We start from the raw sequence: 20421 nt of genomic DNA, 5'->3' as shown, positions 1-20421 counted from the left end.
CCCCCCCCGCCCCGCGGGGGGCGGAAACGTGCCGGGCCCCGTCCTCCCCGGACGCGGCCCCGGGCGGGGCGTGGACGCCCGGCCCGGGAACGCTCTACCGCCCGCCCGGCGCGCGCCCCATGCCGGCCGGATCCGGGGCGCCGCGGGCCCCGATGCCGGCACCGATCCCGGCCCCGGGTCCCGGGCCGATGTCGATGCCGCCATCGCCCCGGAGCGGCGGCGCCAGGCCGAGGCGGCCTGCGACCGGATTGCCGGGGCCTTGATCCCGGCCGCCCGGAAAGCCCGGTGCGCCGCCCGTCCGGCCTTCTCCCGGGCCGCTGCCGCGCAGGCCGGGCATCGGGGCCGGCGACCAGTGCCCGTTGCCGCCCGTTGCCCCGCCGTCACGCGGCGGCGCGAAGGCGCCGCCCGGGGCCGGCGGCGCTGGCGGTTCCGCCGCGGCGCGCATGCCGGTGGCGAGCAGGCTGCCATCCGGCCGGCGCTCCAGTTCCAGCACCGCACGCCGCTCCGGGGGCGCCATGCCGGGAAGGCCGAGTGGCAGCGTGACGCCGTCGCCCAGCCGGAAGCGGTCGCCGAGCCGTTGCACCTCGGCCTCCACCACGTAGCGACGGACCGCCGGCCCGAAGGCCGCGGTGGGGTCGCGCAGCAGCGGGTCGGCGGCAAGGGAGGCGGCGGCCAGCGTGCCCTCGGCGTAGCGGCCGGTGGCCTGCACGGGCTGGCCGAGCAGGGCGGCCGGGAGCTGGCCCGGCCGCACCGTCAGCGCCCCGATGCGCAGCGCGCCGCCGTCGCGGCGCAGGACGCCGCGCACCACCGCCTCGCCGGGCGCCCGCCGGTCGAGCCGCGTGGCGCCCACCGTGCCGTCCGGGCGGCGCAGCCCGCTGACATCCACCCAGTCGCCGGCCCGCAACCCGGCCACGCCCGGCACCGTCCCGGCGGTGACCACGCCCTGGCCGGCGACCCGCAGCAGCACCGGCGAGGCGTCGCCGCCGGCGACGATGGACTCCACCGGGCCCGACACCTCGTGGCGCAGCACGACCCGCCGCGCCTCCAGCACCGTGTCGCCCGGCGCGTCGCCAACGGGGCTGCCAACGGGGCTGCCAGCGGGGCTGCCAGCGGGGCTGCCAGCGGGGCTGTCCGCAGGAGTGCCCTGGGAGGCGGCCACGGGACCGCTCGCCTCGATCAGCACGATCTGGCCCACGCGCAGCATGCCGATCGGCATGGCACGCCCGTCGATCTCCACCGTGGCGTCGGGCGCGTGCCGCACCTCCAGCCCGTTGACGCAGATGCTGGCGAAGCCGGTGATCACGCCGACGATGCCGATGGGGGCGCCGGTGCCGCCGATGCCGCGCTCGGCGAACCGGGCCGTGCCCGGCGCGGCGGGGGCGCCGGTGCCGCCGATTCCCCGCTCTGTCACCTGCGCCGGCACCGGCGCGCCGCCATCCGGACCGACGCGGCACTGGCCGGGGCGGTCGAGCGCCGCGGCGGGCGGCGCGGGCGGCGGCGCGGCCGGGCGGCAGGCGGTGAGGGCCGCCAGGAACAGCAGTGGCAGGCGACGCATCGTCACGCCTTCTCGTCGGCGGGTTCGTCCTCGACATACAGGAATACGCCGAGGTTGACCCGCCGGGTCGGCGCCGGCGCCGCCTCTCCCGGGGCCGTCCTTCCCGGGCCGCCGGCCGCCTCGTCGGCCTCGACGATCGCCAGCGCCAGCCGGTTGATGTCGAGCAGCAGGCGCTGCGCCGCCTCGCGCCCGGCCGCCTCCAGCCGCGCCGCCGAGTCGGGGCTCAGCCGGTCGTAGTGCACCGTCCGGTCGAGGAACGGCGCGGCGCCGGCGGCGAGGATGTTGGCCCCCGCCGCCGCGATGTGGTCGTGCAGGTTGCGCGAGAAGTAGAAGAGCTGCGCCTCGCGCCCCGGGCGCGGGATGAAGGCCGACTCGTTCAGCACCACGAGCCCCGACCCGTCGAGCGAGACGATGCCCTGGTCGAGCCAGTCATCCAGCACGGCGCGCGCGCGCAGGTCGGTGGTCACGGACTCGACCAGCGTCTCGAAGCTCGCATCGCCGCTGCGGGGCAGGGGCCTGGGCCGTCCCTCCGCCGCGTAGGCCGGGGTGCCGAGCCAGCGGGCGACGATCTGGCTGCCCAGGGTCACCGCGGCGGGCGGGGCCTCGCTGACCGCCGGCTGCTCGCGCAGGCGCCGGATCTCCTTGCGGTGCACGCCGGTGAGCAGGCTGACGCGGCTGTCCGTGCGCGCGCCCTGGCCCGACAGCATCTCGCGCGTCGCCACCTCCACGTAGAGCGCGCGGAGCAGGTCGGCGAGCACCGGGAAGGTGACCCCCGTGCGGATCAGCACGCGCACCAGCGGGCGCAGCAGACGCGCGAGGGGCCGGAGCATGGCGTCCGGCTGCGGGGTGGAACTCTGGGACAAGAGGCCGTGGCGGTTCGACGTGATGAAGCGATATACCACCCGAAGCACGTGGGAAAAATACCCACGAACGCGCCCCGGATTGACGTCGCCCCGGATTGACGTGGGAAATTTTCCCACATAATGTCCGTCCGTCAACGCCTCCTCGCAGGATCGCTGAATGACCGAACTCCATCCCATCGCTCCCAGGGGCATGCCGCCCCGGCACATGGGGGTCAGGGCCGGCGCGGCGGTCACCGCCGCCGGGACGGACCGGGCCGAGGACCCGTCCGATCGGCGCGAACCGCTGGACGAGACGGCGTTCCGCCAGCTCCGGCACCAGACCAAGAACGCCCTGCAGCGCGTGCTGGGCCTCGTGCTGCACAACCCGGCGCTCCACGCGACGCTGGACGGCCAGCGCCTGGCGCGGGAGCTGGAACGGCGCATCTGCCTTTCCGCCGCCGTCTCGGACGCGCTGTTCGGCCTGACGCGACGGCCGGCCACCATGGCGGAGCGGCTGCGGCAGCTCGGCGAGAGCGTGATCGCGCTGCTCGGCGACATGGAGCAGATGCTGCACCTCGACGTGGCGACGCAGGGCCACTGCCCGCCGCCGCTGCGCGGCACCGTGGTGCGCATCGCGCACGAGCTGCTCGGCAACACGGTCAAGCACGGCATGCATATGCGCCTGCTGGGACACATCGAGGTCCGGCTGGCCAGCGAGGCGTCCCGGACCGTGCTGACGGTGCGCGACGACGGCTGGGGCTTCGTGGGCACGGTGCAGGATGGGGAAGGCCTGTCGCTGGCGCGCCAGCTCGCCGCCGCGCATGGCGGCAACGTGCGGCTGCGGCGCGCGGAGCCGTTCACCGAGGCCGAGGTGATCCTGCCGCATCCGCGGGGCTCGGAGCCGGTCGAGTAGCGCGCGGATGGGTCCGGCGGGTCCTTTCCGCGCCCGAGGGGAGAGGGTGGACGTCGGCACCCCGGCACGATGCATCGCCCGCGCCGGCTTCCCTTCCTGCCAGGCGCGGAGGCTCTCTCGTCATCCCCTGCCGGCCGGCCTGCCCATGCACTCCCTGCCTTGCGGGCGGCCTGATCCCCCGGGCCGCCCGCTGCGGACGCCGCGCTTCCCCCCGCTGGCGGCGTCCGGCCCGGCATCGCTCCGCAGCCCGGAACGATGCCGGGCACTCCTCCCGCGAGTGCCCGTCGGCCGCGTGCCGCCGGTCCCGCGCCGCGTCCTGCCCGCGCGATCCGCGGCGGGGTGCCGGGCCGGGGGACTCGCGCCTGCGGGCATATCGGTCCTGGAGGCGTTCCGGCCTGACCGTGCCAGGCCGGAACGGCTCTAGAGCGGATCGCCGACGGGCGGGCATGTAAGGCGGCGTGAATCCGCGCCGAGAACAACGAGCTACGGCGAACCGCAGTCCGGTTAGGACTGCGGTTCGCCGTAGCCTCTTGATTCGGCGAATTTTCCGAGCCGCCGAGCGCGTGCGCCCAGCTCGGGGATGCTCTATGCTTCCGTCCGGATGAGAGAACAGAAAGAGCCGGCCGCCGAGGCGCCCTCGCCGGAACCGACCATGCCGCCGCCGCGCGACCCGCGCCTGATCGCGGCGATCGTCGCCAGCGCGCTGTTCATGCAGAACCTCGACTCCACGGTGATCGCGACGGCGCTGCCCGCCATGGCGGCGGATTTCGGCGTGCCGGTGCCGCGCATGAGCGTCGCCATCACCGCCTACCTCGTGGCGCTGACCGTGTTCATCCCGGTCAGCGGCTGGGTGGCGGACCGGTTCGGCGCCAGGCGGGTCTTCCTGGCGGCGATCCTGGTCTTCACCGCCGCCTCCGCCCTGTGTGGCCGCGCCGAGGGGCTCGGCGCGCTGGTGGCGGCGCGGGTGCTCCAGGGCATGGGCGGGGCGATGATGGTGCCGGTGGGGCGGCTGCTGCTGCTGCGGCAGGTGCGGCGCGACCAGCTCCTGACCGCCACCACCTGGCTGACCATGCCGGCGCTGCTCGGGCCGATCATGGGGCCGCCGCTGGGCGGTTTCCTGACCGACGCGCTCTCCTGGCGCGCCGTGTTCGACATCAACGTCCCGGTGGGGCTGCTCGGGATGGGGCTGGTCTGGCGCTTCATCCCCGACCTGCCGGCCGGCGACCCCGGGCGGCTCGACCTGACGGGGCTGGCGCTCACCGGGATCGCCCTGGCCTCGCTGATGCTCGGCATCGAGACGATCGGCCGCGGCGTGCTGCCGCATCCGCTGCCCGAGGCGGCGATGGCGCTCGGGCTCGGCCTGGGCTGGCTCGGGGTACGGCACTGCCTTTCGGTGCCGTCGCCGGCGATCGACTTCACCCTGCTGCGCATCCCGAGCTTCAACGTCCCGGCCCTGGCCGGCTCGCTGTTCCGCGTCGGCGCCGGGGCGGTGCCCTTCCTGGTGCCGCTGACGCTCCAGATGGCCTTCGGGCGCAGCGCGGCGCAGAGCGGTCTGATCTCCTTCGCCAGCGCCCTCGGCGCGCTGCTGATGAAGCCGGTGGTGCGGCCGATGCTGGCCCGCTTCGGCTTCCGCCGGGCGCTGGTGGGCAACGGGGTGGTGGCGGCGCTCTCGGTCGCGGTCTGCGCGCTGTTCGACGCCTCCTGGCCGGCGGCGGCGCTGTTCGGCGTGCTGCTGGCGGCGGGGCTGTCCCGGTCGCTGCAATTCACCGCGCTCAACACGCTCTGCTACGCCGACGTGCCGCAGAACAAGCTTTCGGCCGCGACCAGCCTGTACGGGACCCTGCAGCAGCTCTCGCTGGCGGCCGGGGTGGCGGTGGCGGCGGCCTCGCTGGAGGTGCTGACGGCGCTGGCCGGAAGGGCGGAGCCGGTGCGGGCCGACTTCGCCGGCGCCTTCCTGGTGGCGGGGCTGGCCGTGCTGCTCGCCGTGCCGCTCTACGCGCGGCTGCCGGCCGATGCCGGGGAGGGGGCGTGGGAGCAGCGTCGCGCGAAGGCGCGCGGATGACGGAGCGCGAAGGCGCGCGGATGACGGGGGAGCCGAGACGCGCGGATCGAGGTCGTGCAGGCGTCGGCGCGGCCCGGCGGAGACGGGCGCGGCCCGTCGGCGGGGCACCGTGGTCGGGCCCTCGGGACGTGTTGACGCAGGGGTGGGGCGGGCGGAAGCTGGCGGGCACCCCCGCCAAGCCCGCCGGAGATGCGCCATGAACGTCGTCACCTCGCCCGCCCGCCTGCACGGCTGCTCCGAGGAGGAGTGGCAGATCCGCTGCGACCTCGCGGCGCTGTACCGGCTGGTGGCGCACCATCGCTGGACCGACCTGATCTACACCCACATCTCCGCCCGCGTGCCGGGGCCGGAGCACCACTTCCTGATCAACAAGTACGGGGTGATGTTCCACGAGATGCGCGCGAGCGACCTCGTGAAGATCGACTGCGACGGCAACGTGGTCGAGGGCGACGCGGCGAGCAGCCCGGTCAACGCCGCCGGCTTCACCATCCATTCGGCGGTGCACATGGCGCGCGAGGACCTGACCTGCGTCATCCACACCCACACCGCCGCCGGCATCGCCGTCTCGGCGCAGAAGGACGGGCTGCTGCCGATCTCGCAGCACGCGCTGAAATTCTACGGGCACCTCTCCTACCACGGCTACGAGGGCATCGCGCTCGACCTCGACGAGCGCGAGCGGCTGGTGGCCGATCTCGGCACCAACAACGCGATGATCCTGCGCAACCACGGCCTGCTGGCCGCCGGGCGCACCATCCCCGAGGCGTTCAGCAACATCTACTACCTGGAGCGCGCCTGCTCGGCGCAGGTCGCCGCCATGTCCGGCGGGGCCGAGCTGGTCTTCCCGCCCGAGGAGGTGCGCCGCAAGACCGCCGGGCAGTTCCACCGCGAGGACGTGCTCGACCACTACAAGGACATGCTGTGGCCCTCGGCGCTGCGGCTGATCGAGAACGACCGGATCGACTACCGGAGCTGAGCGGCGCGAGGCGCCCCGCTTCCCGGGAGCGGGGCGCGGGGGGCTGCCGGCACGTTGTGCAGGCGGGGCGCCGTTTGGGTGCCGGTTGGGCAAGGGATTGCGGCGCGGCCCCGTTTTCCGGCCGCGGTGCGTCGGGCGGCCGCTTGTCGCGCGGCGGTCGGGCTTCATAGCCTTGCCCGCCGGCCCCGCTGGAGCCGAAGCCGCGCAGGCGGCCCGGGAGCGGCGGCTCGACCCTCCGCAGCCCGAGCGCGAGTACCCGCATGCCCATGCCCCGACCCTTCGGCCGCCGCCGTCTCGGCGGCCTCGCCCTCGGCCTCACGGCCGGCGCCGCGACGGGGGCGCCGCCGGCGCTGGCGGCGGAGAAGGTGGTGCGCGTCGGCATGACGGCGGGCGATATCCCGCGCACCCACGGCCAGCCGGACCAGGCCTTCGAGGGCGTGCGCGTCGCGGCGCTCACCCTGTACGACGCGCTGACCGTCTGGGACTACGACACCGGCACCACGCTGCGCCCCTGCCTCGCTACCGACTGGCGGGTGGACGAGGCGGACCGCACGAAATGGGTGTTCCGGCTGCGGCCCGGCATCCGCTTCCACGACGGCGCCGCCTTCGACGCCGAGGCCGTGGTCTGGAACGTGCGCAAGGTGCTGGACCGCGACGCGCCGCATTTCGACCCGAGCCAGGTCGGCCAGACCGTGTCGCGCATGCCGACGCTGCGCTCGGCCCGGGCGATCGACGCGCTGACGGTGGAGCTGGCCACGGCCGAGCCGGACGCCTTCCTGCCGCTCAACCTGTCGAACCTGTTCTTCGCCTCGCCGGCGCACTGGCAGGCCAAGCTCGCCGCGGTGCCGGCCACGGTGACGGAGCCGGCGCAGCGCGCGGCCCAGGCCTGGGAGGCCTTCGCCCGCGATCCCTCCGGCACCGGCGCCTGGCGCCTCGCGGTCCTGGTGCCGCGCCAGCGGCTGGAGCTGGTTCGCAACCCGGACTACTGGGACCGCGACCGCGTGCCGAAGCTGGACCGCTTGGTCTTCCTGCCGCTGATCGACCACAGCGCGCGGGCAGCGGCGCTGCTCTCCGGACAGGTGGACTGGATCGAGGCGCCGGCGCCCGACGTGATCGATTCCATGAAGGCGCGGGGCTTCCGCATCGTCACCAGCCGCATGGCGCATGTCTGGCCCTGGCAGCCCTCGCTGCTGGAGGGCTCGCCCTGGCGCGACAAGCGGGTGCGGCAGGCGGCGAATCTCTGCGTTGACCGCGGCGACCTCGTGGTGCTGAACGGCGGCCTGGCCGAGCCCGCCGCCGGCCAGGTGCGCCGCGACCATCCCTGGTTCGGCAATCCGGGCTTCCGCCTGCGCCACGATCCGGCGGAGGCGCGCCGGCTGATGGAGGCGGCGGGCTACTCCGCGCAGCGCCGCGCCGCCGTGACGGTGCTGGTGACGCCGGGTGGCTCGGGCCAGATGCAGTCCCTGCCGATGAACGAGTACCTGCAGCAGGCGATGGGGCAGTGCCACTTCGACGTGAAGCTGGAGGTGCTGGAGTGGGGGACGCTGTTCACCAACTGGCGCGAGGGGCCGCGCGCCCCGGCCGCGCGCGGGGCCAACGCCACCAATGTGAGCATCGCCACCATCGACCCGTTCTTCGCCATCGCGCGCTTCGCGGATTCGCGCATGGCGCCGCCGGTGTCGAACAATTGGGGTTTCGTGAACGATCCCGAGCTCGACCGACTGACGGCGGCCGCGCGCCTCGCCTTCGGGCCGGGCGCGCTGGACCAGGCGGTGGCGCGGATCCATGAGCGGCTGGTGGACGAGGCGATGATGCTCTGGTTCGTCCACGACGTCTCGCCGCGCGCGCTCGGGCCGCGCCTTGCCGGCTACCGGGCGCCGAACGGCTTCTTCGTCGACTGGTCCTCGCTGGACATCGCGGCGTAGCGGCCGCGCCTGCCGGGGCCGCGCCTGCGGCCCCGGCGATGCCGCCCGATCGGGGCGTTCCGGTGCGGGCGGCGCTCAGTCCGCGTACTGCCCCGCCGCCTGGATGATCGGCCGCCACTTCGCGATCTCGGCCATCCAGAAGGCGCGGTGCGCGTCCGGAGTCGCGCGCGCCTGCGGCTCCGGCTCGGTGCCCAGCTCGCGGAAGCGGCGCACCACCTTCTCGTCGCGCAGCGCCACCTGCAACGCCTGCGAGAGGCGCTGGCGCACCTCCATCGGCGTGCCGCGCGGGGCGTAGAGCCCGTGCCAGATCGTCACCTCGAAGCCGGGCAGCCCGGCCTCGGCGGCGGTGGGCACGTTGGGCAGGGAGCCGAGGCGCTGCGGCACGGTGACGGCGAAGACCTTCACCGCGCGGGCGTTGATCTGCTCGGTGGTGTTGGTGGTCTGGTCGCACATCAGGTCGACGCGGCCGGAGAGCAGCTCGGTCATCGCCGGGCCGGTGCCGCGGAAGGGCACGGTGGTCATCGGCGCGTTGATCGCGGCCATGAACAGCAGCCCGCAAAGATGGCTGGCGGCGCCGATCCCGGCATTGGCGTAGTTGATGCCCTCGCGCTCGCGCCGGATCACCTCGATCGCGCCCTGGAGGTTCTCGGCCGGGAAATTCGGCTTGGCGATGATGGTCATCGGCACGGCGGTGACGAGGCCGATGGTCTCGAAGCCGGTCGGGTCGTAGCCCAGGCGCCGGTACAGGGTCGGCGTGGTGGCCATGCCGATATGGTGCAGCAGCAGGGTGTAGCCGTCCGGCCGCGCCTGGGCGACGCGCTGCGAGCCGAGCGTGCCGCCGGCGCCGCCCACGTTCTCCACCACCACGGACTGGCCGAGGTTCTGCGCCATCGCCTCGGAGACGAGGCGCGAGACCGTGTCGGTGGGGCCGCCGGCGGCGAAGGGGACGATCACGGAGACGGTGCGGTTGGGGAAGGGCTGGGCCAGGGCGGCATTCGAGGCGGGGCCGAGCAGTGCCGCGGCGGCGAGCGCCACCACGGGCAGCCCTGGCAGACGTAGCCGCATGAAACGTTCTCCCGGATTGGATCGTGGGCCGGGAAGATGAACAGGCCCTGTCCGAATTGCAATTTTCTCCTGTCCGGCCGGGCGGCGGCCCATGCGGCCCTCCGGTAACGGGGCGTCAAGCCATGGAAGCGCAGGATGTTCCATCAGGCGGGTGCCGAGGGAGCACCCTGTCGGCCGGCAGCGATGCGGGCCGGGGAACGAGGCATCGCAGGATGGTGGAATTCGCCGCTCAGGCCGGAGGCTTCGACTTCCGGACCTTCTCGATGCCCCCGGCCCAGGACTTCAGGACGCGCGTGGCCGCCGAAAGCGTCTTCATCGGCGTCTCCATCAGCGTCGTCCCGTCCGAGCAGTACAGCATCACCCTCATCGGCAGCGGCTTCGGCAGCTTCACGGGTGTCGGCCCGATCGAGGGCCAGGTGTCCCGGATCGCCTTCGCGGCCAGCCCGGATTCGCCCTACGCGCATGCGGGCTTCACGATCCAGGGGATCGCCATCGATATGGCGCCCTACCGGATCGCGATGCAGATGGGCACCTGGCAGGGCCTGCTGCAGACCCTGATGTCGGGCTCCAACCAGATCACCGGCTCCCCGGCCGACGACGTGCTGCCGGCGTTCGGCGCGATGAATTCGATCGACGGCGGCGCCGGGCACAACACCGTCATGCTCCCCTTCGCCGTGTCCCAGGCGCACCTGCTGGGCTGGCACGGCCAGTACGTGGCCTACGACACGGTGGCCCTGCATTTCGACCGGATGGTGAACGTCCAGACGCTGCAATTCACCGACGGGACGCTTGCCATCGGGGCGGCGGTGGCGGCGAGGCCGCTGCAGTACATCGCCAGCCATGCCGACCTCGCCACCGCCCTCGGGGCCGATGCGCAGGCCGGGTTCGACCACCTCGCCAGCACCGGCCTCCTGGAGGGTCGCAGCGTCAGCTTCGACGGGCTCGCCTACGTCGCCTCCCACCGCGACCTCGTGGCGGCGATCGGCGCCGACGGCGAGGCGGGGGCGGCCCACTACATCGTCGCGGGACGCGCGGAGGGACGCGGCGTCGATTTCGACGGCCTCGCCTACATCGCCTCCTCGCCGGACCTGATCGCGGCCTTGCCGCACGACGCCGATGCCGGGGCCGCCCACTACATCCGGAACGGCTTCCAGGAGGGCCGCGCCGTGACCTTCGACGCGGCCGAGTACACCGCCTCCCATGCCGACCTGATCCAGGCCTTCGGCACCGATGCCGACCTGGCGACGCGGCACTACCTCGACACCGGCTTCGCCGAGGGACGCAACCCGGCGCTGTTCAACGCGGCCCAGTACCTCGCCAACTACGCGGATCTGCGGGCGGCGTTCGGCGGCGACCTGCACGCGGCGGCGCTGCACTACGTCCGGAGCGGCTACGCCGAGCACCGCACCGATCATCCGTTCGGCTGATCCGACGGGCACCGGGTGAGGCCGCCCGCCGGGCCGCCCGCCGAGCTGCCCGGAGCCGGCGGAAAGACCGGATCGGGAACGCCCGCCCGCCGGAGGCACCGGCCCGACCGGCCAGGGTCAGGCCGGACGGGCAGCGGCCTCGCGCGGCGACTCGGCCGGTTTCCGGCCGATCCGTTCGAATCGTGGGGCCGCACTCGATGCGGGGGACGGGTCCGGCCGAGGGAAGCGGCCGGGAACCGTATCAGCCATCCATCTTGAGCGCGGCGATGAAGGCGCTCTGCGGGATCTCGACCTTGCCGAACTGCCGCATGCGCTTCTTGCCCTCCTTCTGCTTCTCCAGGAGCTTGCGCTTGCGGGAGATGTCGCCGCCGTAGCACTTGGCGGTGACGTCCTTGGAGAGGGCGCCGATCGTCTCGCGCGCGATGACGCGGCTGCCGATCGCGGCCTGGATGGCGATCTTGAAGAGCTGCTTCGGGATCAGCTCCTTGAGCCGCTCGCAGATCTGCCGGCCGCGCTTCTCGGCCTGGGAGCGGTGGGCCATGAAGCTCAGCGCGTCCACCGGGTCGCCGTTGACCAGGATGGAGATCTTGACGAGGTCGCTCTCCTCGTAGCCGTCCATGTTGTAGTCGAAGGAGGCGTAGCCGCGGCTGACCGACTTCAGCCGGTCGTAGAAGTCGAACACCACCTCGTTCAGCGGCAGCCGGTAGACCGCCATGGCGCGGCTGCCGACATAGGTCAGGTCCGCCTGCCGGCCGCGCCGCTCGGTGCAGAGGGCGAGGATGTTGCCGAGGTAGTCGTCGGGCACGAAGATCGTGGCCTTGATCCACGGCTCCTCGATATGGGCGATGCGCACCACGTCCGGCATGTCGGCGGGGTTGTGCATGTCCTGCACGCTGCCGTCGTTCATGTGCAGCTTGTAGACCACCGAGGGGGCGGTCGCGATCAGGTCGAGGTCGAATTCGCGGGAGAGGCGCTCCTGGATGATCTCCAGGTGCAGCAGGCCGAGGAAGCCGCAGCGGAAGCCGAAGCCCAGCGCCGCCGAGGTCTCCGGCTCGTAGTGGAAGCTCGCATCGTTCAGCCGCAGCTTGGAGAGGCTGTCGCGCAGCTTCTCGAAGTCGTCCGCATCGACCGGATACAGGCCGCACCAGACCACCGGGATCGAGGGCTTGAAGCCGGCCAGCGGCTCGGCGGCGGGGGTGCGGTCGTCGGTGATGGTGTCGCCCACGTTGGTGTCGGCGACGGTCTTGATGGCGGCCGTGATGTAGCCCATCTCGCCCGGCCCGAGCGACTCGACGCTCTGCATCTTCGGGCGGAACACGCCGACCTGGTCGATGGTGTGGACCGTGCCGGTGGACATCATGCGGATGCGCTGGCCGCGCCGCAGATGCCCGTCCTTGATGCGCACCAGGATGATCACGCCGAGATACGGATCGTACCAGCTGTCGACCAGCAGCGCCTTGGTGGGCGCCGCGGCGTCGCCCTCGGGCGCGGGCAGCCGGGCGACGATGGCCTCCAGCACGCCCTCGATGTTGAGGCCGGTCTTGGCGGAGATCTCGACCGCGTCCGAGGTGTCGAGGCCGATCACGTCCTCGATCTGCTGCTTCACCCGCTCGGGCTCGGCCGCCGGCAGGTCGATCTTGTTGAGCACCGGCACGATCTCGTGCCCGGCGTCGATCGCCTGGTAGACGTTGGCCAGCGTCTGCGCCTCGACGCCCTGGGAGGCGTCCACCACCAGCAGCGAGCCCTCGCAGGCGGCGAGGCTGCGCGAGACCTCGTAGGCGAAGTCCACGTGGCCGGGCGTGTCCATCAGGTTCAGGACGTAGGTCTCGCCGTCCTTCGCCTTGTAGTCGAGGCGCACGGTCTGCGCCTTGATGGTGATGCCGCGCTCCTTCTCCAGCTCCATGTTGTCCAGCACCTGCTCCTTGCCGGCCATCTCGCGCTCGGAGAGGGCGCCGGTGGCCTGGATAAGCCGGTCGGCCAGCGTGGACTTGCCGTGGTCGATATGCGCCACGATCGAGAAATTGCGGATGCGGGAAAGGGGCGTGTCGGTCATCGGGATCCGGCGGTAGGCGGGCGAACGGGTCCCGCGGCGTTGCAGCACCAGATAGGCCAGCGGCACCGGAAGTCCAAGCGGCGCGTCGGCGGGGCAGGCCAGCGGCCCCGGTGCATCGCCCCGGATGTCACGGGGAGCATCGTCCCGGGTACCCGGGTGGCGTCGCGGCGGGCGACCGGACCGGAAGGCAGGCCGGCGGCGGGCCGTAAGCCCGCCCGGCCATGCCGCGCGCCTCCGCCGCGCCCGGCGCGTCGTGGCGCGGGGCGGCCCGGCTCGGCCTGCGCCGCGACGGCGGGCGGCAGGGTCGGGGTGGCGGGATCGACGCGGAGGCGCTCGCCGGTGGCCGCGTCCTCGGCCAGCCAATCCGGGCGGGGCGCCATGCGGCAGCGGATGCGTTCGAGGCGCCATCGTGCGGGGCGCCCGGCCTGATACGGTCAGGTCGGAACGGCCCTGGGCGGCCCTTCTGGCGGCCGCCGCTCGTGTCCCGCGGTCTTCTTCCGCCCGGCCCAAACATCACGAAATCGAGAGCGCTTCGCGACCCCTTGCGCTCAGACTGTGTTTCGATATATCGGAAAGCGCGAAACAGATATATCGAAACACACTCTGGAGAGTTTCATGTTCGGACGTCTACGCAATTGCGGCGAAGGCCGCCGCTTCGCCCGCGGCTTCATGGGCGAGGGGCGGGGCGAGGGCCGCGGCCCGATGGGAGAGGGGCGGGGCTTCGGTCGTCATGGCGGCCGGGAGCGGTGGGGCGGCGGCCGTGGCGGCCGCTTCTTCGACCACGGCGACCTGCGCCTCGTGATCCTGCACCTGATCGGGGAGAAGCCACGCCACGGCTACGAGATCATCAAGGCGGTCGAGGAGCGGCTGGCCGGCGCCTACAGCCCGAGCCCGGGCGTGGTCTACCCGACCCTCACCATGCTGGAGGAGCTGGGCCAGGCCACGGTGACGCCGGAGGAGGGCGGCAAGAAGCTCTACAGCATCACCCCGGAAGGCGAGGCGGCGCTGGCGGCGAGCCGGCCCGAGCTGGACGCGATCCTGGCGCGCATGGACGCGGTGGGCGGGCAGGCGGGCAGCGATCCGACGCCGCGCATCATGCGGGCCATGCACAACATGAAGATGGCGCTGCGCCTTCGCCTCGGCCGCGGCCCGGTGGACGCGGCCGAACTGGACCGGATCGTCGCCGCGATCGACGCGGCGGCGGCCGAGATCGAGCGGAATTGAGAGGAAGGACGGAAGCCATGTCGAATTCCACGGCGCGCGTCGCGACGGCGCTGCCCCGGCGCTACATGGGCCAGCTCTGCAAGCACTTCGAGCACAAGCTTGCGGTGCAGCTGGAGGAGGAGGCCGGGCGGATCGAGTTCCCGATGGGCGTCTGCCTGCTGCGCGCCGAGCCGGAGACGCTGGTGATGCGCGCCGAGGCGGCGGATGCGGAGGCCCTCGCGAAGCTGGAGGACGTGGTGGCGCGCCACCTCGTCCGCTTCATGTTCCGCGAGCCGGTGACGGTGGACTGGGTGCGCGAGGCGGGCTGAGGGCCCGTTCGGGAAGCCCGCCGGAAAGCCCCGCCGGGGAGCCCCGCCGGGGAGCCCGGACGGCGCGGCGCCGGCGGCCTTCCCGGCGTCTCCTCACCGGATCCTGGGCGCCGCGTCCCCGGCGGCGCCGTGCAGGTCCACCAGCCGGCGCAGGTTGCGCACGAATTGCTCGCGCTGGCGCGGCGGCAGCCCCTCGACCAGCCGGTCGTGCGCGCGCTGCGCGCTGGCCTGCATCTCGTCCAGTAGCCTGCTGCCCTGCCGGCTCAGGAACAGGGACTTGGCGCGCCGGTCGCGGCCACGCTCCGTGCGCAGCAACCCGGCCGTCTCCAGCCGCTTGACCACGTCGGCGGTGGTGAAGCGGTCGAGACTGAGCCCGGCGGCGGCGCGCCCCTGGTCGATTCCGGGGGCGTGCTCCAGCAGCGTCATCAGGCTGTACTGCACCGGCGTGACCCCGTAGGCCGCGCATTCCTCGGCGAACATGGCGGAATGGATCTGGTGCAGGCGCCGGACCAGGAAGCCGGGCCGGGAGAGCAGGGCGTCGGCCGGGTCCGGCACGCCCAACGCTGCCTCCGGCACGGCCTGCGGCGTGCGCGCCGGCTCGTCGCCCGCCCGTCCGAGCCCCCCGTTGCGTCCTGTCATGCCGTCCGGCTCTCCCATACCCTCGGCCCGGCCGCGCACCGGCCTGACGGCGACGGGCAGGAAGGCTTCTGCCCATTGCGTGTGCACGAACTCCGCTCCGCCGACAACCTGCCTCGGCCGCGGGCATGGTCGGCGGCGCGCGCCGCCCAGGGCCGCCATGGGCGCCGTCACGGGCGCCGCCGGCCGGCCGACGCCCTGCCGGTGCGGCCCGCCGCCACCCCGGGTTGCCGCACCGCGGGGCCGCCTCTATAGGGGCGGGGCTTTCCGGCGGAGAGATCCCCCTTGGCCACCACCGACGCGCCCGCTCCCGAGTCCAACCCGGCCCTCGCGGCGCAGGCCGCGCTGCTGGCCAGGCCGGTCACCGAGGAGCGGCGCATGGCCGACGCCATCCGGGCGCTCGCCATCGACGCCGTGGAGAAGGCCAAGTCCGGCCATCCCGGCATGCCGATGGGCATGGCCGACGCCGCCACGGCGCTCTACACGCGCTTCCTCAAGTACGACGCCGCCGACCCGCGCTGGCCGGACCGCGACCGCTTCGTGCTCTCGGCCGGGCACGGCAGCATGCTGCTCTACGCGCTGCTGCACCTGACCGGCTACGCCGGCATGACGATCGAGGACCTGAAGCACTTCCGCGCGATCGGCTCGCCCGCCGCCGGCCACCCGGAATACGGCCACCACCCGGCGATCGAGACCACCACGGGCCCGCTCGGCCAGGGCCTCGCCACCGCGGTCGGCATGGCGATCGCCGAGCGCCACCTCGCGGCGCGCTTCGGCAAGAGCCTGGTGGACCACCGCACCTGGGTGATCTGCTCCGACGGCGACCTGATGGAGGGGATCAGCCACGAGGCGGCCTCCCTCGCCGGCCACCTGAAGCTGAACAAGCTGACGGTGCTCTACGACGACAACCACATCTCGATCGACGGCAGCACGGCGCTCGCCTACACCGAGGACCGGCTGAAGCGCTTCCAGGCCTATGGCTGGGCGGTGAAGCAGGTGAACGGGCACGACCCGGCGGAGCTTGCCGCCGCCATGTCCTACGCCATCCGCTCGCCGCGCCCGACGCTGATCGCCTGCCGGACCATCATCGGCTTCGCCGCCCCCACCAAGGCCGGCACCGCCGCCGTGCACGGCGCGGCGCTGGGCCCGGACGAGTCGGCCGGCGCCAAGCAGGCGATGGGCTGGAATTACGGCCCCTTCGAGGTGCCGGAGGGCATCAAGGAGAAGTGGGAGGCGGCCGGCCGCAAGGGGCAGGGCGCGCGCCGCTCCTGGCTCAAGCGCCTCGCCAACCACCCGCAGAAGGACGAGTTCGAGCGGGCGATCTCCGGCAAGCTGCCCGAGGCGTGGCACGAGAGGCTGGCCGGCTGGCGCCAGCAGATCGCCGCCGAGCAGCCCAAGATCGCCACCCGCGTCGCCTCGCAGAAGGCGCTGGAGGCGCTGGTGCCCTCCATCCCCGAGCTGATCGGCGGCTCGGCCGACCTCACCGGCTCGGTCAACACGCTGGTCAAGGGGATGCCCTCGATCGGCCCCGGCGAGTTCGGCGGCCGCTACATCCACTACGGTGTGCGCGAGCACGGCATGGCCGCCGCGATGAACGGCATGGCGCTGCACGGGGGCATCATCCCCTATGGCGGCACCTTCCTGATCTTCTCCGACTACTGCAAGCCGGCCATCCGCCTCTCGGCGCTGATGCACCAGCGCGTCGTCTACGTGATGACGCATGACAGCATCGGCCTCGGCGAGGACGGGCCGACCCACCAGCCGATCGAGCAGCTCGCCGGGCTGCGCGCCACCCCGAACCTGCACGTCTACCGCCCCTCGGGCGCCATGGAGACGGCGGAGTGCTGGGAGCTGGCGATCAAGCGCGCCGACGGGCCCTCCCTGCTCTCGCTCACCCGCCAGAACCTGTCCGAGACCCGCACCGATGCCGGCGAGAACCGCTGCGCCCGCGGCGGCTACGTGCTGGAGGAGGCCTCCGGCGAGCGCCGCGCCACCCTGGTCGCCACCGGCAGCGAGGTGACCATCGCCCAGACCGCGCGGAAGATGCTGGAGGAGGCGGGCATCCCGACCGCCCTGGTCTCGCTGCCCTGCTTCGAGCTGTTCGCGGCGCAGGACGCCTCCTACCGCGAGCAGGTGCTGGGCAGCGCGCTGCGCGTCGGCGTCGAGGCGGCGATCCGCTTCGGCTGGGACCAGTGGATCGGCCCTGACGGCATCTTCATCGGCATGACCGGCTTCGGCGCCTCCGGCCCGCTCGACAAGATCTACGCCCATTTCGGCATCACCGCCGAGGCGATCGCGGCGGCGGTGCGCAAACGCCTCGGCTGACTTAAGCCGGATTTCATGCTAAGCACCGGCCTTAGTTAACATCCACAGGACGACCCGCATGACCGTCAAGCTCGCCATCAATGGTTTCGGTCGCATCGGCCGCCTGGTGCTGCGCGCCGCCATCGAGAGCGGGCGCGACGACATCGAGGTGGTGGCGATCAACGACCTCGGCTCGGTCGAGGCCAACGCCCACCTGTTCCGCTACGACAGCGTGCATGGCCGCTTCCCGGGCGAGGTGAAGGTCGAGGGCGACAGCCTCGTCATCGCCTGCCGCGGCCGCCAGTACGCCCCGATCAAGGTGACCGCCGAGCGCGACCCGACCAAGCTGCCCTGGCAGGGCATCGACGTCGCCGCCGAGTGCACCGGCATCTTCACCAAGCGCGACAAGGCCGCGATGCTGCTCCAGGCCGGCGCCCGCAAGGTGCTGATCTCGGCCCCGGGCGAGGAGGCGGACGCCACCATCGTCTACGGCGTCAACCACAAGTCCCTGACCAGGGAGATGCAGGTCGTCTCCAACGCCTCCTGCACCACCAACTGCCTGGCGCCCGTCGCCAAGGTGCTGCACGAGAAGTTCGGCATCCTGCGCGGCTACATGGTCACCATCCACGCCTACACGGGCGACCAGAACACCGTCGACACGCTGCACAAGGACCTGCACCGCGCCCGCGCCGCCGCCGTCTCGGCCATCCCGACCTCGACCGGCGCCGCCAAGGCCGTCGGCCTCGTGCTGCCGGAGCTGAAGGGCAAGCTGGACGGCACCGCCATCCGCATCCCGACCCCGAACGTCTCGCTGATCTCCCTCGACGTGAACCTCAAGGCCGAGGGCGTCACGAAGGAGGCGGTAAACGCGGCGATGAAGGAGGCGTCCGAGGGCGAGCTGAAGGGCATCCTCGGCTACAACACCGCGCCGCTGGTCTCGGTGGACTTCAACCACGACCCGCACTCCTCGACCTTCGACGCCTCCCAGACCCAGGTGGTCGACGGCGCGCTGGTGCGGGTGATGAGCTGGTACGACAACGAGTGGGGCTTCTCCAACCGCATGTCGGACACCGCCGCGCTGCTCGGCAGCCTCTGAGGGGCGGAGCCCTGGGGCGTCTTTCCCCGGGATGCGCCGCGGCCCGGCCGGTCGGCCGGGGCGTGGCGGGCTGGATCGTCGGGGAGGCGTCCGGGGCAGCGGCCCCGGGCGCCTTTTCCGTCTGGGCGCCCTGCTCCGCCCGCGCGCCCTGCGATCCGGCTTGCGGAACCGCGCGCAACCGATTGATTCGCTGAACTTCCGCGGCCGGGACGACGCCGCCCCCGCGACCGCTTCCCGATGCGGCGACTTCCAGATCAGGTGAGAACCGCCATGGCCCGCTTCCGCACCCTCGACGACCTCGACCCCGCCGGCAAGCGGGTGCTGGTCCGCGCCGACCTGAACGTGCCGATGAAGGACGGCCAGATCACCGACCGCACCCGCATCGAGCGCCTCTGCCCGACCATCAGGGAATTGGCCGAGAAGGGCGCGCGGGTGATCGTCTGCTCGCACTTCGACCGGCCGAAGGGCAAGGTCGTGCCGTCGATGTCGCTGAAGCCGCTGGCCGAGGCGCTGGCGACGGCGCTCGGCCGTCCGGTCGCCTTCGCCGATGACTGCGTCGGCCCGCAGGCCGAGGCGGCGGCCGCGGCGCTCAAGGACGGCGAGGTGCTGCTGCTGGAGAACACCCGCTTCCATGCCGGCGAGGAGAAGAACGACCCCGCCCTGGCCGCCGGCCTGGCGAAGCTCGCCGACGTCTACGTCAACGACGCCTTCTCCGCCGCCCACCGTGCCCATGCCAGCACCGAGGGTGTCGCGCACCTGCTGCCGAGCTATGCCGGAAGGCTGATGCAGGCCGAGCTGGAGGCGCTGGACGCGGCGCTCGGCAACCCGAACCGGCCGGTGCTGGCGATCGTCGGCGGCTCCAAGGTCTCCACCAAGCTCGACCTTCTGGGCAACCTGACCGGCAAGGTGGACATCCTGGTGATCGTCGGCGCCATGGCCAACACCTTCCTGGCCGCGCAGGGCTTCGCCATGGGCAAGAGCCTGCAGGAGGCCGAGATGCACGACACGGCGCGCGCCATCCTGGCCGAGGCGAAGACGCGGAACTGCGAGATCGTGCTGCCGACCGACCTCGTGGTCGCCACCGAGTTCAAGGCCAACGCCCCGAGCCGCACCGTGCCGGTGGACGCGGTGCCGGCGGACGCCATGGCGCTGGATGTCGGCCCCGACACGGTCGACGCGATCGAGTCGCGGCTGCGCAACGCCTCGACCCTGGTGTGGAACGGCCCGCTCGGCGCCTTCGAGATCCCGCCCTTCGACACCGCCACCGTGGCTCTGGCGCAGGCCGTGGCCTCGCTCACCCAGTCGGCCGGGCTCAAGTCGATCGCCGGCGGCGGCGACACCGTCTCGGCGCTGCGCCATGCCGGGGTGCTGGAGCGGATGACCTACGTCTCCTCGGCCGGCGGCGCCTTCCTGGAGTGGCTGGAGGGCAAGACCCTGCCGGGCGTCGCGGTGCTTGAGACGAATTCCGATTAACGATTAATTCAGCGATTCCGTATCAATTATTGCTGGATTCCTAACGGCGCTGGGGCGAGGATACGGTCATGCCGACCGTCGCCATCCGCCCCAGCCATTCCGCTCCGCGCACCGCCGATCGCCGCCGACCGCTGCCGGGTACCGGCTTCACCCGCGATTCAGTGCTCGAGCAGATGATCGTGCGCATGATCAGCCTGAACTCCCTCGCCGCCTTCGCGGCGGACGTCACCCAGGCCGCCGGCCTGCCCGGCGGAGCGGGAGCGGCGCGGGACACGTCGCCGACGGGTCGCGCTGCCGCCTCGGTCGCGGCCGGTCCGGAGCAGCGGACTCTGGCCGCCGTTCCGGCGGCACCGACCCGCCCGTTGCCGCGCGGCTCCCTGCTCGACCTGCGGGTCTGATGCCGGGCCGCCGGAATCCGGATTTGGGCGGACCGGTACCGGGCGCGCGACGGTGGTAGGGCTGCGGCGCACCGGGCCGGCGGCGCATACCGGTCCGCACTGACGCGGCTCCGCGTCGGGCCAGCCTTCGCCCATGTCCGGAAGCTGTCCGGCTGCGGGAAACCTCG

At 72.9% G+C, this 20421-nt stretch carries 16 protein-coding genes; 11 read left to right on the top strand and 5 right to left on the bottom strand.

What is annotated here, in order from left to right; translation table 11 throughout:
• Nucleotides 1-94 precede the first annotated feature (94 nt).
• Nucleotides 95-1555 (bottom strand): DUF5666 domain-containing protein, encoded by a 1461-nt coding sequence (locus M0638_RS28750; protein ID WP_282571849.1) that lies wholly within the window; start codon nt 1553-1555, stop codon nt 95-97.
• Between the two features lie 2 nt (nt 1556-1557).
• Nucleotides 1558-2385 (bottom strand): DUF6502 family protein, encoded by an 828-nt coding sequence (locus M0638_RS05275; RefSeq protein ID WP_248665915.1) that lies wholly within the window; start codon nt 2383-2385, stop codon nt 1558-1560.
• Between the two features lie 190 nt (nt 2386-2575).
• Here M0638_RS05275 and M0638_RS05270 point away from each other — a divergent pair, with 190 nt between their 5' ends.
• The 4 genes from M0638_RS05270 (at nt 2576) to M0638_RS05255 (ending at nt 8270) form a co-directional block, all read left to right on the top strand.
• Complete coding sequence (locus M0638_RS05270) at nt 2576-3310, top strand: ATP-binding protein (protein ID WP_248665914.1); 735 nt, start codon at nt 2576-2578, stop codon at nt 3308-3310.
• Between the two features lie 652 nt (nt 3311-3962).
• Nucleotides 3963-5372 (top strand): MFS transporter, encoded by a 1410-nt coding sequence (locus M0638_RS05265; protein ID WP_248665913.1) that lies wholly within the window; start codon nt 3963-3965, stop codon nt 5370-5372.
• A gap of 196 nt (nt 5373-5568) precedes the next feature.
• Nucleotides 5569-6345 (top strand): class II aldolase/adducin family protein, encoded by a 777-nt coding sequence (locus M0638_RS05260; protein ID WP_248665912.1) that lies wholly within the window; start codon nt 5569-5571, stop codon nt 6343-6345.
• A gap of 260 nt (nt 6346-6605) precedes the next feature.
• Nucleotides 6606-8270, top strand: a complete 1665-nt coding sequence (locus M0638_RS05255; RefSeq protein WP_248665911.1) for an ABC transporter substrate-binding protein — start codon at nt 6606-6608, stop codon at nt 8268-8270.
• Nucleotides 8271-8345: 75 nt separating this feature from the next.
• On the opposite strand, the gene M0638_RS05250 is transcribed toward M0638_RS05255, so the two are convergent.
• Nucleotides 8346-9335 (bottom strand): tripartite tricarboxylate transporter substrate-binding protein, encoded by a 990-nt coding sequence (locus M0638_RS05250; RefSeq protein ID WP_248665910.1) that lies wholly within the window; start codon nt 9333-9335, stop codon nt 8346-8348.
• 212 nt (nt 9336-9547) lie between these two features.
• Between M0638_RS05250 and M0638_RS05245 the strand changes: the two genes are divergently transcribed.
• Nucleotides 9548-10762 carry a hypothetical protein gene (locus tag M0638_RS05245; RefSeq protein WP_248665909.1) on the top strand — a complete coding sequence of 405 codons (1215 nt, stop codon included), beginning with the start codon at nt 9548-9550 and terminating at the stop codon, nt 10760-10762.
• A 241-nt stretch (nt 10763-11003) separates the two neighbouring features.
• Here the strand turns inward: M0638_RS05245 and lepA are convergent, their stop codons facing one another.
• The gene (gene lepA, locus M0638_RS05240; RefSeq protein ID WP_248665908.1) at nt 11004-12815 is read right to left on the bottom strand and encodes a translation elongation factor 4; all 1812 of its coding nucleotides are present in this window, start codon (nt 12813-12815) and stop codon (nt 11004-11006) included.
• A 615-nt stretch (nt 12816-13430) separates the two neighbouring features.
• Between lepA and M0638_RS05235 the strand changes: the two genes are divergently transcribed.
• Nucleotides 13431-14039, top strand: a complete 609-nt coding sequence (locus M0638_RS05235) for a PadR family transcriptional regulator (RefSeq protein WP_248665907.1) — start codon at nt 13431-13433, stop codon at nt 14037-14039.
• A gap of 17 nt (nt 14040-14056) precedes the next feature.
• Nucleotides 14057-14347 (top strand): DUF2218 domain-containing protein, encoded by a 291-nt coding sequence (locus tag M0638_RS05230; protein ID WP_248665906.1) that lies wholly within the window; start codon nt 14057-14059, stop codon nt 14345-14347.
• Between the two features lie 93 nt (nt 14348-14440).
• On the opposite strand, the gene M0638_RS05225 is transcribed toward M0638_RS05230, so the two are convergent.
• Complete coding sequence (locus M0638_RS05225; RefSeq protein ID WP_248665905.1) at nt 14441-14986, bottom strand: MarR family winged helix-turn-helix transcriptional regulator; 546 nt, start codon at nt 14984-14986, stop codon at nt 14441-14443.
• A 282-nt stretch (nt 14987-15268) separates the two neighbouring features.
• On the opposite strand from M0638_RS05225, the gene tkt reads away from it, so the two are divergent.
• The 4 genes from tkt (at nt 15269) to M0638_RS05205 (ending at nt 20254) form a co-directional block, all read left to right on the top strand.
• The gene (gene tkt, locus M0638_RS05220; RefSeq protein WP_282571848.1) at nt 15269-17308 is read left to right on the top strand and encodes a transketolase; all 2040 of its coding nucleotides are present in this window, start codon (nt 15269-15271) and stop codon (nt 17306-17308) included.
• 58 nt (nt 17309-17366) lie between these two features.
• On the top strand, nt 17367-18383 hold the full coding sequence (gap, locus tag M0638_RS05215; protein WP_248665904.1) for a type I glyceraldehyde-3-phosphate dehydrogenase: 1017 nt from the start codon (nt 17367-17369) through the stop codon (nt 18381-18383).
• Between the two features lie 270 nt (nt 18384-18653).
• Nucleotides 18654-19856 (top strand): phosphoglycerate kinase, encoded by a 1203-nt coding sequence (locus tag M0638_RS05210; protein WP_248665903.1) that lies wholly within the window; start codon nt 18654-18656, stop codon nt 19854-19856.
• Between the two features lie 68 nt (nt 19857-19924).
• Nucleotides 19925-20254: a hypothetical protein gene (locus tag M0638_RS05205; RefSeq protein WP_248665902.1), complete on the top strand. Its 330-nt coding sequence runs from the start codon at nt 19925-19927 to the stop codon at nt 20252-20254.
• Nucleotides 20255-20421 lie beyond the last annotated feature (167 nt).

It is taken from the genome of Roseomonas acroporae, from assembly GCF_023223525.1.
GTDB lineage: Bacteria > Pseudomonadota > Alphaproteobacteria > Acetobacterales > Acetobacteraceae > Roseomonas_E > Roseomonas_E acroporae.
The sequence above is the reverse complement of the archived record's forward strand: the minus strand, read 5'-3'. Positions and strand labels throughout refer to the sequence as shown.

Coding starts and splice junctions, on each gene's coding strand:
- M0638_RS28750 (WP_282571849.1), bottom strand. CDS start 1,555: ATGCGTCGCCTGCCACTGCTGTTCCTGGCGGCCCTCACCGCCTGCCGC.
- M0638_RS05275 (WP_248665915.1), bottom strand. CDS start 2,385: ATGCTCCGGCCCCTCGCGCGTCTGCTGCGCCCGCTGGTGCGCGTGCTG.
- M0638_RS05270 (WP_248665914.1), top strand. CDS start 2,576: ATGACCGAACTCCATCCCATCGCTCCCAGGGGCATGCCGCCCCGGCAC.
- M0638_RS05265 (WP_248665913.1), top strand. CDS start 3,963: ATGCCGCCGCCGCGCGACCCGCGCCTGATCGCGGCGATCGTCGCCAGC.
- M0638_RS05260 (WP_248665912.1), top strand. CDS start 5,569: ATGAACGTCGTCACCTCGCCCGCCCGCCTGCACGGCTGCTCCGAGGAG.
- M0638_RS05255 (WP_248665911.1), top strand. CDS start 6,606: ATGCCCATGCCCCGACCCTTCGGCCGCCGCCGTCTCGGCGGCCTCGCC.
- M0638_RS05250 (WP_248665910.1), bottom strand. CDS start 9,335: ATGCGGCTACGTCTGCCAGGGCTGCCCGTGGTGGCGCTCGCCGCCGCG.
- M0638_RS05245 (WP_248665909.1), top strand. CDS start 9,548: ATGGTGGAATTCGCCGCTCAGGCCGGAGGCTTCGACTTCCGGACCTTC.
- lepA (WP_248665908.1), bottom strand. CDS start 12,815: ATGACCGACACGCCCCTTTCCCGCATCCGCAATTTCTCGATCGTGGCG.
- M0638_RS05235 (WP_248665907.1), top strand. CDS start 13,431: ATGTTCGGACGTCTACGCAATTGCGGCGAAGGCCGCCGCTTCGCCCGC.
- M0638_RS05230 (WP_248665906.1), top strand. CDS start 14,057: ATGTCGAATTCCACGGCGCGCGTCGCGACGGCGCTGCCCCGGCGCTAC.
- M0638_RS05225 (WP_248665905.1), bottom strand. CDS start 14,986: ATGACAGGACGCAACGGGGGGCTCGGACGGGCGGGCGACGAGCCGGCG.
- gap (WP_248665904.1), top strand. CDS start 17,367: ATGACCGTCAAGCTCGCCATCAATGGTTTCGGTCGCATCGGCCGCCTG.
- M0638_RS05210 (WP_248665903.1), top strand. CDS start 18,654: ATGGCCCGCTTCCGCACCCTCGACGACCTCGACCCCGCCGGCAAGCGG.
- M0638_RS05205 (WP_248665902.1), top strand. CDS start 19,925: ATGCCGACCGTCGCCATCCGCCCCAGCCATTCCGCTCCGCGCACCGCC.